The sequence below is a fragment of the Paenibacillus sp. J5C2022 genome (genome assembly GCF_025567625.1).
GTDB lineage: Bacteria > Bacillota > Bacilli > Paenibacillales > Paenibacillaceae > Pristimantibacillus.
This window is the reverse complement of record NZ_JAOQJC010000001.1, coordinates 97,193-113,100: the sequence shown is the minus strand read 5'-3', so window position 1 is coordinate 113,100 and position 15,908 is coordinate 97,193. Positions and strand designations below refer to the sequence as shown.

15 protein-coding genes are annotated in these 15,908 nt (G+C 51.9%); 1 reads left to right on the top strand and 14 read right to left on the bottom strand.

Going from position 1 to position 15,908, the window contains the following annotated elements:
- Positions 1–7 precede the first annotated feature (7 nt).
- On the top strand, positions 8–598 hold the full coding sequence (locus tag M6D81_RS00575; RefSeq protein WP_262674818.1) for a biotin transporter BioY: 591 nt from the start codon (positions 8–10) through the stop codon (positions 596–598).
- A 118-nt stretch (positions 599–716) separates the two neighbouring features.
- Here the strand turns inward: M6D81_RS00575 and M6D81_RS00570 are convergent, their stop codons facing one another.
- The 14 genes from M6D81_RS00570 to rimO all read right to left on the bottom strand — a co-directional run bounded on the left by M6D81_RS00570 (position 717) and on the right by rimO (position 15,882).
- Entirely contained in the window at positions 717–1,208 is a 492-nt protein-coding gene (locus M6D81_RS00570) for a YlbF/YmcA family competence regulator (RefSeq protein WP_262674817.1), read from the bottom strand.
- Between the two features lie 24 nt (positions 1,209–1,232).
- Positions 1,233–2,834: a tRNA (N6-isopentenyl adenosine(37)-C2)-methylthiotransferase MiaB gene (gene miaB / locus M6D81_RS00565; protein WP_410795671.1), complete on the bottom strand. Its 1,602-nt coding sequence runs from the start codon at positions 2,832–2,834 to the stop codon at positions 1,233–1,235.
- Positions 2,835–3,029: 195 nt separating this feature from the next.
- Positions 3,030–3,602 (bottom strand): phosphate propanoyltransferase, encoded by a 573-nt coding sequence (gene pduL / locus M6D81_RS00560; RefSeq protein ID WP_262674814.1) that lies wholly within the window; start codon positions 3,600–3,602, stop codon positions 3,030–3,032.
- 101 nt (positions 3,603–3,703) lie between these two features.
- Complete coding sequence (locus tag M6D81_RS00555) at positions 3,704–4,570, bottom strand: 2-oxoacid:ferredoxin oxidoreductase subunit beta (RefSeq protein WP_262674813.1); 867 nt, start codon at positions 4,568–4,570, stop codon at positions 3,704–3,706.
- 2 nt (positions 4,571–4,572) lie between these two features.
- Positions 4,573–6,306, bottom strand: coding sequence for a 2-oxoacid:acceptor oxidoreductase subunit alpha (locus M6D81_RS00550; protein ID WP_262674812.1), 1,734 nt, complete (start codon positions 6,304–6,306; stop codon positions 4,573–4,575).
- 185 nt (positions 6,307–6,491) lie between these two features.
- On the bottom strand, positions 6,492–7,433 hold the full coding sequence (locus tag M6D81_RS00545; protein WP_262674811.1) for a dipeptidase: 942 nt from the start codon (positions 7,431–7,433) through the stop codon (positions 6,492–6,494).
- A 128-nt stretch (positions 7,434–7,561) separates the two neighbouring features.
- The gene (locus M6D81_RS00540; protein ID WP_006036664.1) at positions 7,562–7,822 is read right to left on the bottom strand and encodes a stage V sporulation protein S; all 261 of its coding nucleotides are present in this window, start codon (positions 7,820–7,822) and stop codon (positions 7,562–7,564) included.
- Between the two features lie 83 nt (positions 7,823–7,905).
- Positions 7,906–8,700, bottom strand: coding sequence for a TIGR00282 family metallophosphoesterase (locus M6D81_RS00535; protein WP_262674805.1), 795 nt, complete (start codon positions 8,698–8,700; stop codon positions 7,906–7,908).
- Between the two features lie 68 nt (positions 8,701–8,768).
- Complete coding sequence (gene rny / locus M6D81_RS00530; protein ID WP_262674803.1) at positions 8,769–10,313, bottom strand: ribonuclease Y; 1,545 nt, start codon at positions 10,311–10,313, stop codon at positions 8,769–8,771.
- A 245-nt stretch (positions 10,314–10,558) separates the two neighbouring features.
- Positions 10,559–11,236, bottom strand: coding sequence for a RecX family transcriptional regulator (locus M6D81_RS00525; protein ID WP_262674801.1), 678 nt, complete (start codon positions 11,234–11,236; stop codon positions 10,559–10,561).
- Between the two features lie 63 nt (positions 11,237–11,299).
- Entirely contained in the window at positions 11,300–12,352 is a 1,053-nt protein-coding gene (gene recA / locus M6D81_RS00520; protein WP_317259082.1) for a recombinase RecA, read from the bottom strand.
- Positions 12,353–12,595: 243 nt separating this feature from the next.
- Entirely contained in the window at positions 12,596–13,879 is a 1,284-nt protein-coding gene (locus M6D81_RS00515; protein WP_262674797.1) for a competence/damage-inducible protein A, read from the bottom strand.
- 102 nt (positions 13,880–13,981) lie between these two features.
- Complete coding sequence (pgsA, locus tag M6D81_RS00510; protein ID WP_262674795.1) at positions 13,982–14,557, bottom strand: CDP-diacylglycerol--glycerol-3-phosphate 3-phosphatidyltransferase; 576 nt, start codon at positions 14,555–14,557, stop codon at positions 13,982–13,984.
- Positions 14,554–15,882 (bottom strand): 30S ribosomal protein S12 methylthiotransferase RimO, encoded by a 1,329-nt coding sequence (gene rimO / locus M6D81_RS00505; RefSeq protein WP_262674794.1) that lies wholly within the window; start codon positions 15,880–15,882, stop codon positions 14,554–14,556. The genes pgsA and rimO overlap by 4 nt, the downstream gene beginning before the upstream one ends.
- Positions 15,883–15,908 lie beyond the last annotated feature (26 nt).

Here is a 15,908-nt window from a genome sequence, read left to right as displayed (position 1 = left end):
ATCAGAAATGAAGAGCACCAATATCCGTTCACTGGTCTACACCGCATTATTCGCTGCCTTGTTTATCTTGTTCAGCATGCAGCAGATGAAACTCAACTTTACCCAAATTCCGATTACGCTGCAGACACTCGCAGTCATATTGGCCGGTTTATTTCTCCGTCCCCGCGACGCGTTCGCCAGCATATTTGTCGTCATCATTCTTTGCGCTATGGGACTTAACGTTTTTGGCGGCAAGGGCGGAATCTCGCATTTATTGGGGTATACTGGAGGTTTTATCGCCGCTTTCCCAATCTGTGCAATGTTGATCAGCATCGGTGTCGGCAAATGGCTGAACAATGACAAGCTGCGCGCTAACAAACTGCTATCATTTCTCGCATTGTTCCTCTTGTTCGAGGTGTTCGGCTCCTTGCTCGCTTACGTTCCAGGAGTGCCTTGGATGATGCATGTGCTGGATTTTCCGCTCTCGAAAGGACTTGCTGCAGGCTTCTATCCGTTCCTGCCCGGAGATGCGATCAAATCGGTTGTCGCGGTCATCATTGCATTATCTCTGACACCGCAGATCATGAAAATCCGCTCCTCCGCGAAACCGTCAAATTGAGAAATCCACTACCGAAGTCCCTTCAAAGATAGGCGGCCAAGGTAAACAAAAGCCGCTTGCCTTATCGGGATAACCCCGATAGGAGCAAGCGGCTTCTCTGTGCTGCACGCATGCGAGATTAATCGCTGCAAGTTTCCGGATCGGGAGCGACAGCATTTTCAACATTGATTTTTTCCGATACCGTATCTCGGATGATGGATACGACCAATTGGAGCAAATAGTTGATATCTGCCTGACTTTGCTGGAATTGCGTTACGATCGGAATACCGTCCAACTCATCCTGCAGCGCCTCCATCTCGCCCTCTATCTTTTTGACCATGTCCGGATTTTTGAACGTCTTTTCGAAGGCGACAGCTTCTTTTTGCTTCTTCTTTATTTGCGCAATTAATCCCTGTATGCGCGTATTGCCGTTAATCTGGGCTTCCGCAAGCCGATACTGCTGCACTTCCTCCGAGCGGAATATCGCTTCCGACAGTTCTTTGGCTTTCGCCATAATATCTTCCTTCACGATCACGTCGCGGGAATGAATGGAGGGCATATCGGACTTGCCGCCGCCATGACTGCATACTGCGCCATCTTCATGTCCTGCCTTCAACTGTTGCTCTGCCATCTGTCATCTCTCCTATATATGCCGTTAGCTTACGGCTTCATCTTGAGCTAATTGCGTTGGTTCTGCTTTAATATACCAAGTCTGCGCATCCGTCACCCGGGCCTGAATGAACTGGCCAATCCATTCCTTCGGTCCCGGCAGATGCACCAGCTTGTTGCTGCGGGTACGACCGGACAGCATCTCGGAATTGTTCTTGCTCTCGCCTTCAATCAGCACTTCCACGATCTGTCCGCACATCTCTTCATTCTTCTCGCGCGCGATGGCAGCCAGCAGGCTGTTCAGCCTGCGAAGACGCTGCTTCTTCTCTTCCTCGGGAACATTGTCTTCCATCCCTGCGGCAGGCGTGCCTTCTCGAGGCGAGTAGATAAAGGTGTAGGCAGAGTCGAAGCCGACTTCCTCGACGAGCGATAACGTATCCTGGAATTGCTCCTCAGTCTCTCCCGGGAATCCGACGATAATATCCGTTGTCAGCACTGCATTGGGGATGGCCGCTTTAATTTTGCTTACCAGCTCCAAGAACAGCTCACGGGAATATTTCCGACTCATTCGCTTCAATATATCTGAGTTGCCGGATTGCACCGGCAGATGAATATGCTCCACCAGATTGCCTCCGGTAGACAGCACTTCGATCAAGTGATCATCGAAGTCACGCGGATGGCTCGTCATGAACCGAACACGTGGAATGTTGATTTTGGACATATCGTTCATCAGATCTCCGAACCGGTACTGGATATCTTCGAAATCCTTGCCGTAAGCGTTGACGTTCTGGCCCAGAAGCGTAATCTCCTTATAGCCTTGCCGCGCAAGCTCGCGCACTTCGGCAATAACGTCCTCGGGACGCCTGCTGCGCTCCTTGCCGCGCGTATACGGCACGATGCAATACGTGCAGAACTTGTCGCAGCCGTACATGATGTTGACCCAGGCGCGCATTCCTTCCCGCTTCTTCGGCATATTCTCGATGATGTCGCCTTCCTTCGACCATACCTCGACGACCATTTCCTTGCCGAAGTAAGCTTCCTGAAGCAGAGCAGGCAGCCGGTGAATATTGTGCGTGCCGAATATGATGTCTACGAAAGCATGCTTCTGCAGAATGCGGCCAACGACGGATTCCTCCTGCGACATGCAGCCGCATACGCCCAACAGCAGATCAGGTTTCTCCGTCTTAAGCCCCTTTAAATGTCCCAACTCGCCGAACACTTTGTCTTCCGCATTTTCGCGAATCGCACAGGTATTCAACAAAATGACATCCGCCTGATGACGATCTTCCGTCGCCGTATAGCCCATCTCCTCGAACATGCCCTTCATCACTTCGGTATCATGCTCGTTCATCTGGCATCCGTACGTATAGATCAAGTAATAGCGGCCTTCTCCGAAACGTCGAAGCTGTTCAGGAATGGAGAAGTCGTAATGCACCTGTACTTCTTCCTTGCCCCTCTTCTTCTCTTCTCTATAGGAAGGAGCGGAGTTGACCGTAATCTCGCGTCCGCTAATCCGGTATGTCGTCTTTCCTTCCTCTTCACGAACGACCTTCGCACTGGAGAAGTCGAAATACTTGGAGTAGTCCTTGCCGGACTTCGAAGATTCCGTTCCCGCTAATGCAGCCGTTTTCTTGTTCACCAGTTTCACGCCCCTCTTTTTATAGCCGAAATTCTCAACTTGTAAACAGACATTATTGATTATACCATTTTGGCAACTTGTAATCCATGCATGCCTACGAAAAAGCCGCCTCTTCATTAGGCAATTTGCTAGCCTCCCCGGAACTTGCGCTTTATGTATACAAGAAGGCTGCGACAAGTTGCCGCAGCCCCGATCCCTACCTTGTTAGTCAACAATATCGGCCAGATCGCCGTTATTGACGCCGGCAGCGTTCGCCTCATCCGTATCGATATGCATATCCAGCGCGTACTGGTCCGATACGCGGGCGATCACATTCTCGAATATGACGCCTCGGTCGCCGCCTACGCGAACTCTAAGCCTCTGCTTGTCCTGTACGCCCATGCGCGCTGCATCTTCGGTATGAAAGTGAATATGACGAGCAGCTACGATGACACCTTCTTCAATGGCCACTTCTCCCGCAGGTCCTTGTATCGTTATGCCCGCAGATCCCGCGATATCGCCCGATTCTCGCACTGGCGGCTTGACGCCAAGCGCGAATGCATCTGTACGGGATACCTCCAGCTGTGTCGCCTTGCGGGTTGGACCCAGTATTCTCACTTTATTGAACGATCCCTTCGGACCGACAACCGCTACAGTTTCATTTGCTGCGTATTGGCCGGGTTGAGACAACGGCTTCATCTCCGTAAGTTTATAGCCCTCGCCAAACAATAACGCGACATGCTCCTCAGACAGATGAATGTGTCTTGCTGATACGCCTACCGGCACTTTTTTTTCCATGATGCTGCACGCTCCAATTCCTGTTCTGATGGCTTCATCGTTCCTTTTATATAGCAAAAAGGCATACGACCTCATGCTGAGCCATATGCCTATCATATCATTTATTTGAATTCTGCGACAAGCTGATTGAACTCTTCCTCTGTAATTGCCGCATTCTGCTTGGCAAGCGCCTGCTCCTTGAACCCAGGAATAAGATTCTCGTACGATCTGCGCGACTTATCCTGATAGATGAGTCCTGTCAGCATACCTTCCGTCTCCATAATTTTGTTCATGGCTTGCATCCGGTTGGCCGGGTCGTATTCCGGGAAGTCTTCCAGCTTGACAATGTTCTCCTTGAACCAATCGTACGTATTGATTTTGTTGAACGTCACGCACGGGCTGAACACATTGATTAGCGAGAACCCATCATGCTGAATGCCCTGCTCAATCAAGCTAGTCAAGCCTTTCAAGTCGCTGGAGAACGATTGTGCCACGAATGTGGCTCCCGCCGACATAGCAATTTCGAGCGGAGACAGCGTAGACTCGATCGAGCCCTGCGGCGTTGATTTGGTCTTAAAACCTTCACCGCTGCGCGGCGATGTCTGTCCCTTCGTCAGACCGTATATTTGATTGTCCATGACAATATAAGTGAGGTTGAGATTGCGCCGAATCGCATGCACCGTATGGCCCATGCCGATCGCGAATCCGTCGCCGTCGCCTCCGGAAGCGATTACGGTCAGTTCGCGGTTGGCAAGCTTCACGCCTTGTGCAATAGGCAGCGCCCTGCCGTGAATGCCATGGAAGCCGTACGCATGAATATACCCGGATATCCGACCCGAGCAGCCGATGCCAGAGATGACCGCTACATCCTCCGGCTCCAGACCGACATTGGCAGCCGCACGCTGTATGGCGGCTTGTATGGAGAAATCTCCGCAGCCCGGACACCAATTCGGCTTCACATTGTTCCGGAATTCCTTAAAAGTAGCCATCTTTAGATCAGCTCCTTGCATGCTTGGTATACTTCCTGCGGCAAGAACGGATTGCCGTCGTATTTCAACAAGCTTTTGATTTTGTCCCCGTAACCGACGTGCATCTTGATCTGACCTGCGAGCTGACCGGTTGCATTGTTCTCTATGACGACCACTTGCTTCGCTGCATTAACATATGGCTTCAATTGTTCGCTCGGGAATGGATGAATTTGACGTACTGTTATATGATTGTTTGTTACCCCGTCATTGTTCAGTCGCTCTCTCGCGGCATCAATCGTTCCACCTGTAGAGCCCATTCCGATGATAAGCAAGTCGGGAGAGGCATGCGGCGCATCCGTGCGCAGCCCTTCCCTAATATAGAGACCATCCAGCTTGCCAAGCCGCTTATCCATCATCCGACGACGGTTATCCGCATTCTCGGACGGACGTCCCGTCTCATCATGCTCGACGCCTGTCACATGGTGAAGGCCGCCCTTCTCGCCAGGCAATACACGCGGCGACACGCCGTCTTCGGTAATCGCATAGCGCTTGAACAGCTCCTTGTCCTCCAGTTCCGGTACGTCCTGCACAAGTTTGCCACGATTGATCTGAATACGATTGTAATCCAGCGGTTCACAGGACTGCTTGCCTAGTGACAGCTGGAGATCCGTCATCAATATGACCGGCACTTGATATTGGTCGGCCAAGTTGAACGCTTCGATTGTATCGTAGAAGCAATCCTCGATCGAAGCGGGTGCGATGACCACCTTGGGAATTTCACCGTGTGTGCCGTATACCATGGCAAGCAGATCGGATTGCTCCTGCTTCGTTGGCAACCCTGTCGAAGGGCCGCCGCGCTGCGTATCCACGATAACAAGCGGCGTCTCCGTCATCCCCGCGAGCCCAATTGCCTCCATCATCAAGGACAAGCCGGGGCCAGCTGAAGCCGTCATCGTACGCACGCCGGCGTAATTGGCACCGATCGCCATCGTTGCCGCAGCGATTTCGTCCTCCGTCTGTATCACTGTGCCGCCGAACTTCGGCAGCTTCTTAATAAGATATTCCATAATCTCGGAAGCAGGCGTGATCGGATAAGCCGACATAAGCCTGCATCCTGCTGCAATAGCGCCAAGCCCGATCGCTTCGTTGCCGATCATGAACAGCTTCTGCTTGCCGTCCGCCTCCTGCAGCTTAAAGTCGTCCAGCGGGCCGCCCGCCAGGTCCAGTACATAGTCGGCCCCAAGCTTCACCGCTTCAATATTTTTATCTACAATCGCTCTGCCCTTTCGGCCGAACTCCTCTTCTACCGCTCCGTTGAACACTTCAAGCGGCAAGCCGAGCAGCGCCCAGGAAGCGCCGGAAGCGACCATATTTTTCATTAATGAAGTGCCGAGCTCCTCAGCCAACTTCGTAATGGGTACCGGGAACAGTCTGGCATCGATGCCTTCCGGCACGACGGGATTGAATTTTGCGTCGGCTACAATGACTCCTCCCGCCCGAAGCTCGCCGACATTCAGGTCGATGCTCTCTTGATCGAACGCCACCAGAATATCGAGGTCGTCCGAGATGGCCCTGATCGGTTCAGTGCTAATACGAATTTTATTGTTAGTATGTCCGCCCTTGATCCGAGACGAGAAATGACGATATCCATATAAATAATAGCCTAGACGGTTTAACGCCGTGGAAAAAATCCGGTCGGTACTCTCAACGCCTTCGCCTTGCTGACCGCCGATCTTCCAAGACAATTGACTAATCAAAGTGCCCATCTCCTCTTTTTTCATGAAATCTCAACAAATCGACATTTCAACCCATTATATAATAGAAGCGAGAATAGTCACAACAATTTTATGTCTCCACAGCGCAGATTGCAAGGGGTCTGCGAGGTTTTAAAGCATAGTTTGTTGCGATCATTCCCATACCCTTATGAGATGGGACGAGCCTGCTACTTTGGCGGCAATTGTTGAAGCAAGTATCGCAGGGCATTGCCTGACAGGAAGCCTTCCGTCTGGGCAGAAGAGTAGGTATTCAGCAGCGCTTCCCGCAGTGCCGGGAGATCGCCCGGATGAGCCAGTCCATTTATGTAGCTGTCGATGCCGTCAAAGTCCGAGCCCAGCATAATATGCCGCTCTCCTCCAAGCTCGCATATATGATCGATATGAAGCAGAAGCTGCTGGATCGTCACCCCGTCACCTTCCGCTGTAAACCATGGTACATAAGTGACGCCAATCATGCCGCCGGATTCGATGACGGCTCGAATCTGCGAGTCCGTCAAGTTGCGGGGATGATTGCATATGGTGCGCGCATTGGAATGGGAAGCTACGACCGGTCGATCGGATTCCGCGAGCACATCCCAGAATGCGCGTTCAGACAGATGAGAGACATCAACGATAATTTTCAGCTCATTGCACGTCTGTACGAATTGTCTTCCCGCTTCCGTCAGTCCGCCGCCTCTTCTCTCCATTATGCCGTCGGCTGCCCAATTGGCATTGTTCCAGGTTAAGCCTGCCGCCCGTACTCCAAGCTCATACAGCAACGGCAGCAGCCAGACATGACCCTGAAGACCGTCAACGCCTTCCAGCGACAGCAAGGCGCCAATCTTCCCCGTGTCCTGACAATGCTTCAGATCCGCCGCGCTCCGAACCTCGTGTAACCCTTCGACAGCCAGCACCTTCGTTCGGAACAACGATATGGATTCCAATATCGGCTCTATACGTCCGCCAAGCTTTGGCGAGATAAAGACTGCGAACGTCTGCAGCAAGGCATCCGACTGCTTCAGGCGCTCGTAAGTTACATCAAGCCCGACACTGCCCTCTCCTTGAAATTCCTTATCCGGATGATTCAACAACTTGCTCAATACATCGCAATGAAAATCGATGCTCCGCATTTCCATCCCCTCCTCATTATGCGCATAGCAAAAAACCTGTCTACAGTGTAAACAGGTGAAGGCTTTCATTCTCTTCGAGTTCCAATAACGAAATGGTACATTCTCGCAACCGGTCTCTCTTCATGTTGTTATCTCGGCTCGACAATTAACTTGATTGCCGTTCTGTCTTCACCGTCAATGACGATATCGGTGAAAGCCGGTATGCAAATCAGATCCACGCCGCTTGGAGCGACAAATCCTCTCGCAATCGCAACGGCTTTTATCGCCTGATTAAGGGCGCCTGCCCCGATTGCCTGCAATTCGGCGCCGCCGCGTTCGCGAAGAACTCCGGCCAATGCGCCTGCTACGGAGTTGGGATTGGACTTTGCTGATACCTTTAATACATCCATGAAAAGTACCTCCCCTGGAATGTTGGATGGACTCCACTTCTAAAATACTATTCGAGAGAGGTAGAAAAATTCCTTCTTTCTTGCTACAGCAACAACCAATCTTCTTCCGTCATGCGGATTTTCTCCAGGCGTTCGGCCCTTCCGGTCGCATCGTCGATTTGCACAAAAGCGCCATGCAAGTGCCACTTGCCCTCGTCCACAACAAAGCGTGCAGGCAATCCGGTTTTAAATTTATACAAAACGGAATCGCGCTGCATGCCCAGCACGCCTTCTTTGGAACCAACCATGCCGGAATCCGTCAAATATGCTGTGCCTCCTGGAAGGATCGTATCGTCATTCGTCTGCACATGCGTATGCGTACCGACGACGAATGAAGCGCGGCCGTCCAGATGCCAGCCCATCGCTATTTTCTCCGATGTCGCTTCCGCATGGAAGTCGACGAGTATCGCTTTCGTCTTCTCCCGCGCTTGCTCCACTAGCTCATCCGCCTTGCGGAACGGACAATCGTTGGGCGGCAAGAACGCTCTCCCCTGCAAATTGATGATCGCCAACTGCTTGCCGCCGGCCTTTATCATTGCCATACCTTGTCCCGGAGCTTCCGGCGCGAAGTTGGCCGGACGGACGAGTCGTGGTTCATCGTCAATCCACTCGAACAAGTCTCTATTGTCCCATGTATGATTGCCCATCGTTATGCCATGGATTCCCCATTCAAAAAACTCGTTGGCAATTTTTCGTGTAATGCCTCGGCCTGCCGCAGCATTCTCCCCGTTGGCTATAATAATGTGGGGATTGTACTTCTCACGCAATGACGGCAGCACACGCTTGACCGCATCCCGTCCCGCATTGCCGACAATATCGCCAATAAACAGCACCTTCATTCCTTACACTTCCTTACATCATTATTAATACGAAAGAAGTGGCTGTTACCAGCCACTTCTCTCGGCAATTACTTCGCATATTCGACAGCACGCGTCTCGCGAATAACGGTGACCTTAATATGTCCCGGATAATCCAGTTCACTTTCGATCTTCTTCGTAATGTCGCGAGCAAGACGGAACGCTTCCGTGTCGTCAATCTTCTCCGGTTGAACCATGACGCGAACCTCGCGTCCGGCCTGAATGGCATAAGATTTCTCCACACCTTCGAACGATTCCGTAATACCTTCAAGCTTCTCCAGACGCTTAATATAAGTTTCCAGCGTCTCGCGGCGAGCGCCTGGTCTTGCGGCTGACAGTGCGTCTGCTGCGCCGACCAGCATAGCGATAACGGAAGTAGCCTCCGTATCGCCGTGATGTGAGGCGATACTGTTGATGACAACGGGATGCTCCTTGTACTTCTTCGCCAGTTCAACGCCGATCTCCACATGAGAGCCTTCCACCTCATGGTCAAGCGCCTTGCCTATATCGTGCATCAAGCCTGCACGCTTGGCCAGCGTTACATCCTCGCCAAGCTCGGCAGCCATCAGACCAGTTAAATAGGCAACCTCCATGGAATGCTTCAGCACATTCTGACCGTAGCTTGTCCGGTACTTCAAGCGGCCCAATATTTTGATCAGATCAGGATGCAAGCCGTGCACGCCGACCTCGAACGTCGCTTGTTCACCATACTCGCGGATACGTTCATCGATCTCCTTGCGCGACTTCTCCACCATCTCTTCAATTCGGGCGGGATGAATGCGGCCGTCAGCGACCAGCTTCTCCAGAGACGTACGGGCAATTTCGCGTCTAATAGGATCGAATCCGGACAATATGACCGCTTCCGGCGTATCGTCGATAATCAGATCGATACCGGTCAATGTTTCCAGTGCACGAATATTCCGGCCCTCGCGTCCAATAATGCGCCCCTTCATCTCTTCATTCGGCAAGGTGACCACCGATACGGTCGTCTCCGCCACATGATCCGCGGCGCAGCGCTGAATGGCAAGCGAGATAATATCACGTGCCTTCTTGTCCGCTTCTTCCTTCGCATTCTGTTCAATTTCTTTGATCATCTGAGCAGTTTCATGACGAACTTCCTGCTCAACATTGGTAAGAATGATGTTCTTCGCTTCTTCCATTGTCAAGTTGGAAATCCGCTCCAGCTCGCTAAGCTGCTGCTTATAGATGGAATCAATCTGCTCTTGCGTTTCTTCGATTCTTTTCTCCTTGCTGGCTACAGTTTCTTCTTTGCGTTCTAGCGCATCTAATTTCTTATCCAGCGACTCTTCTTTCTGAAGCAGACGTCTTTCAAGACGTTGCACTTCGTTGCGTCGCTCACGAATGTCCTTTTCAGCTTCAGAACGTAGTCTGTGGACTTCGTCTTTCGCCTCAAGTACGGTTTCTTTTTTCTGTGCCTCCGCTTCCTTCTTCGCGTTCTCTATAATTTGAACTGCGGCTTGCTCGGCACTTGAAATTTTCGCCTCGGCAATGGACTTTCGAATAAAATAACCAATCCCAAAGAAAATTGCGCCAACAAGGACTGAAACCAAGAGTACGATCCACAAGTCGACCATCTTGTTCACCTCCTTGCTGCATACACCAAGGCATTGCTTGGGATGATATTAGGTTTTAACCGGTTCCATACCGTTTCATCTTACGCCATTTGACGAAATAATCCGATTTGAATCAACTTTTGGAAGAAAAATCGATTCAAATATAGAAGGAATACATCATCATTTTATCTTTTCATAAAATCAATTGTCAAGCAAAAACGGCTGCCGGCTTATCCCGGAAGGATGAAGAACAAGTGCATTTCTTCTTAAATGTCCTCCTCCCATTCCTCATCATCTCCCAGTTTGACCGACTTTAACGCCTCTTTTACAACATGGCCCGGAAACCCGCGGCGCAGCAAAAATCCCATCAGCTTGCGGCGCCGCTCCGCTTCATCGCCCTTCAAGCTTCTCGCTTTCTTCTCTGCCAGCTTCTTCGCCGCCGCTAATTCCTCTTCATCCGAGATCGCGGATACCGCTTCCGATGCAGCTGACTTGGACACTCCGCGCACACCCAGCTCCTGTCGGATCATCAGCCTTCCCTTCAGACTGTTGCGCATTCTGGTCTCAGCGAATTGCTGCGCATATTGTACATCATCGACAAGTCCTTCCCGTTCCAAACGGTCCAATGCAAACTCAATATGCTCGATTGCCAGCTCTTTGCGTTCCAAATACTGATGAAGCTGCTTTCTAGTGCGCGGCTTAGCCCCCAAGTAGGAGAGGGCCTTGCGATAAGCTTCGAATCGTTCGTCTTCCCGCTTGATCTCCGCTATTAACGCTTCCTGTAATACTCCGCCTTTCATCAAGCGGTAGCGGATAAGAATATCCTCATGAACGGTTAATACCGGTTCTTCTTCGCCAATATAAATTTCGTACCGCTTCTTGTCCTTCTTCTGCTGGCGAACACTGACAATGATCCAATCCTCCAGCCTTCCGCCTTCCCTCAATGCTCACCAGCTCCATCTCCTATAAAATGAAAGCCGCCCCCAAGCAGCGGGAGCGGCGATCTATTACAGCAAATCTCCGAGTACCTCTTCTTCGTCAGCATCTTCAGAGAGCTTCGCTCCCGGAGCGATTACGCCCAAATTGCTGGCTTCCCTAATCTTCGTCTCAATCTGCGAAGTAACTTCGGGATGATCCTTCAAGTATTGCTTCGCGTTCTCCCGGCCTTGTCCCAGCCGTTCTCCTTCGTAAGAGAACCAGGCACCGCTCTTCTGCACGAGATCCATCTCCACGCCGATGTCGATGATGCTGCCTTCCTTGGAGATGCCTTCACCGTACATAATGTCAATCTCCGCTTGCTTGAATGGAGGAGCCACCTTGTTTTTCACGACTTTGATACGCGTACGATTGCCCACCATATCGTTGCCTTGCTTCAAGGTCTCGATTCTGCGAACATCCAGCCTGACGCTGGCATAGAATTTCAATGCGCGTCCGCCAGGCGTCGTCTCCGGATTGCCGAACATGACGCCGACCTTCTCGCGCAGCTGGTTAATGAAGATGGCGATCGTCTTGGACTTGGCAATTGCGCCGGACAGCTTCCGCAGCGCCTGGGACATAAGCCGAGCCTGCAAGCCGACATGGGAATCTCCCATATCCCCTTCGATCTCCGCCTTCGGCACAAGCGCCGCGACGGAGTCCACGACGACAATGTCCACAGCGCCGCTGCGAACGAGCGCCTCCGCAATCTCAAGCGCCTGCTCGCCCGTGTCCGGCTGAGAGAGCAGCAGTTCGTCAATGTTGACGCCTAGCTTGCTGGCGTACAGCGGATCTAGCGCATGCTCCGCGTCTATGAAGGCAGCTTGTCCGCCTGCACGCTGTACCTCTGCAATCGCGTGAAGAGCAACCGTCGTCTTACCGGAAGACTCCGGCCCGTATACCTCAATCACTCTTCCCCGCGGAAATCCCCCTATGCCGAGGGCAATATCTAAAGCAAGTGAGCCGCTAGGCACGGTTTCCACTTGCATATGTCCCGATTCACCTAATTTCATAATAGAGCCTTTGCCGAATTGCTTCTCAATTTGACGAAGAGCATTGTCTAACGCAGCGCGACGATCACTCAATCCATTCACATCCTTCATGATTTATATTAGTATGATACCTCTTTTCGAAGCCGTTGCCAATAGTTTTTTCGAACAAACATTCGTAAATTTTATCATCCTTCCAGCTCCGAAAAGAAAATAAAAAAACCGCAGCAAAGTAATCTTCGCCACGGTTCTTCCGATAACTACCTATAAGTATAGCGCCATCCATCCCGCAAGGCAACCCGAAAATTTGACATTTTTTTGTACATCGCACGCCTCATACTATGAACCGGACCGTTCGCCATCAGCGTTATCGCTGCTCTCCTTAAGCGATTGCCACAGCCGATAAAGCACTGCCTTGACGGCACGCAGCCGGATAGAGCTGCGATCTCCACTGAGATGGGTCGTGTGAACGATCGTATCCTTCCCCCGCTCCGCGATGGCGAAGTAGACAAGTCCCACAGGCTTTCCTTCCGACGGTGCCGGACCCGCGACTCCCGTCAGCGAGATACCGTAATCCGCGCCGGCTATGTCCATCACGCGCTCTGCCATCATCGCTGCCGTAGTCTCGCTAACCGCCCCTGGCGCTCCTTCACCCTCCAGTTGCTCCATTGGGATGCCAAGCAGCTTGTGCTTCATCTCGTTCGTATAGGTTACAACGCCGCCTACGAACTCGCCACTGCTTCCAGGAACGCTTGTAACAAGCTCGGCGAACAATCCGCCGCTGCAGCTCTCCGCGCTTGCCAGACGCCGTCTGGAGGCTCTGAGAAGGCGAACGATAACTTCCTCGATTGGCACATCCTCTTCCGCATACAGGTGGTCCCCCAGTCTTCTGCGAATCTCGCCGACAGCTTCATCAAGCTTTCCGTCAGCTGCGACAGGATCTGAAGCCTTCGTGGATATGCGGATGGCCACCTCGCCTTCCTTGGCATAAGGTGCGAGAGTGGGATCGCTCTGTCTCTCGATGAGATCGATCAGCCGCTCCTCCAGACTGGATTCGCCGATTCCGGCGAATTTCAGTAAGCGGGAGTACAGCGGCCGCGACTCCCCAAGCATCGCCGTCAGCCATTCCGATGCCGCTCCTTCCAGCATCGCCTTCATCTCTCTTGGCGGACCGGGCAGCAGCACATACTTGGTGCCGTCCGCCTCCAGCGCATTGCCGACAGCCAAGCCCACCGTATTCTCAAGGGGATGGCTGTCATCCAGCATCAAGGCTTGACGGCGGTTGCTCTCCACCATCGCGATTCCGCGGGATGCGAACATTTCTTCAATGACCGCCATGGAAGGCTCATGAACGACAAGCTTGCGATTCAAGTACTCCCCCAGCACATCTTTGGTCAGATCGTCTTGGGTCGGTCCGAGCCCGCCCGTGAACAACAACAGATCCGCTCTGCTTCGCGCGATCTCGATCGCCTGACGAAGACGCTCCTTGTTGTCGCCCACTACCGTTTGGAAATAGACGTCAATGCCCAGCTCGGCCAGCTTGCGCGATATATCTCTGGCATTCGTGTTTACAATTTGCCCCAACAATAATTCCGTACCTACTGCAATCATTTCCGCTTTCATCTTACCCCTCCATCCAAACTGCGAATCGTATGACAAGCTTATTCTAATCAGACAGACAAGAAGCACTTCTATTGCTAAGATCAGCAGAAGTGCTTCCGGTGATTACTCGACAGGTATGAGATGCTTGTTCTTGACGAAGTAGTCAATGCCCGAATAGACCGTTATAATCGCGGCGACCCAGCTTGCAATAATGTCGAACGGGAAGTGGATCAGCGCGAACGGGAAGTTGTTCAGCAGCAATGCGACTATCATCGTAATTTGGATGGCCGTCTTCCATTTTCCCCATTTGCTCGCTGCCATCACGGAGCCTTCCAGCAAAGCGATCTGCCGCAGGCCCGTCACAGCGAACTCGCGGCTGATAATTACAATCGCAATCAGCGCATTCAGCTTATCCATCTCTACAAGCGAGATCAATACCGCCGCGACCAACAGCTTGTCCGCCAGCGGATCAAGCAGCTTGCCCAGATTGGTAACCAGCTTGTTCTTGCGCGCAATATATCCGTCCAGCCCGTCAGTACTGGCTGCAATGATAAAAATAAGGGCCGCTACTATCTGATTGTAAGTGATCGCAAAGTCGGAAATGCGCAGTGTACCCAAGTCAAATTGCACAAGCAAGAAGAACATAATGACCGGAACGAGAAAAATTCTGGCCAGTGTTATTCGATTCGGCAAATTCACGCAATTCCCTCCCCGGAAAGGTCAAACTCGTAGGCGTGCGTGACCCGAACTTTGCCAATGGAGCCGATCTCGGTCCGGCAGTTCGAAATGTATACTTCCCCGTCAATTTCCGGCGCATCGTACATGGAACGTCCGATATACACATCGCTTCGGCCGTCGTAGCGCTCGACAAGCACATCTAATTCCTTGCCGACGAAGCGGCTGCTGTTGTCTCTGGAGACGACGCGCTGAAGCTCCATTAACGTATTGACGCGCCATTCCTTCACGTCATCAGGCACATGATCCGGCAGTCTGACAGCCGGCGTATCTTCTTCGCTTGAATAAGCGAAAACGCCAAGTCGGTCGAATTTCATTTCCTTCACGAATTCACACAACGCATTGAAGTCTTCCTCCGTCTCGCCTGGAAATCCTACAATGAGGCTTGTCCGAATGGCTACGTCGGGAATGGCGCTGCGGATTTTGGCAATCAGCTCGCGTGCATCCTTTTCCCTGCCTGGCCTGCGCATGCGCTTCAGTATGCGATCCACGCTGTGCTGAAGCGGTATATCTATGTATTTGCATATTTTCGAATTGGATGCAATCGTCTCGATCAGCTCGTCGGTGAAAAATCCGGGATAGGCGTAATGAAGACGCACCCATTCGATCCCTTCCACCTCGCTCACGCGCTGCAGCAGCTGCGGAAGCATGAACGTATCGTACAAGTCCGTTCCGTAATTCGTGGAGTCCTGAGCAATCAGACTGATCTCCTTTACCCCTTGCGATGCAAGCTGTCGCGCTTCCTCCACAATGGATTCCATCGATCTGCTGCGGAATTTGCCCCGCATGATCGGAATGCTGCAGAAGGTGCACGCGTTATCGCAGCCTTCGGCTATTTTCACGTAAGCGGTATAACGAGGCGTCGTCACGACCCGCGGCATGCTTTCCTCGTAGTTGAATACGGGATTGCCCACCATTATCGGTTTCTTGCCGCGAAGCGCTTCATCGACGATTTCATTGATATGATGGAAGTCTCCCGTTCCGACGATACCGTCGATTTCCGGCATCTCCTCCATCAGCTGCTGCTTGTACCGTTGTGTTAGGCAACCTGACACAATCAATGCTTTTAGCCGTGCCGTTTCCTTCAAGTCAGCCATGTTCAATATCGTATTGACGGACTCTTCCTTGGCCGCGTCGATGAAGCCGCACGTGTTCACGATAATGACTGTCGCTTCCTCCGGCTCTTCGACAAGCTTGAAGCCTCGTCCATGAATTAGACCAGACATGATCTCAGAGTCGACCAAGTTTTTCTCGCACCCTAACGTGACTACCTTTACTCGTTCTGTCATTTCCCTTTGTTCCAATCCCTTCTGAA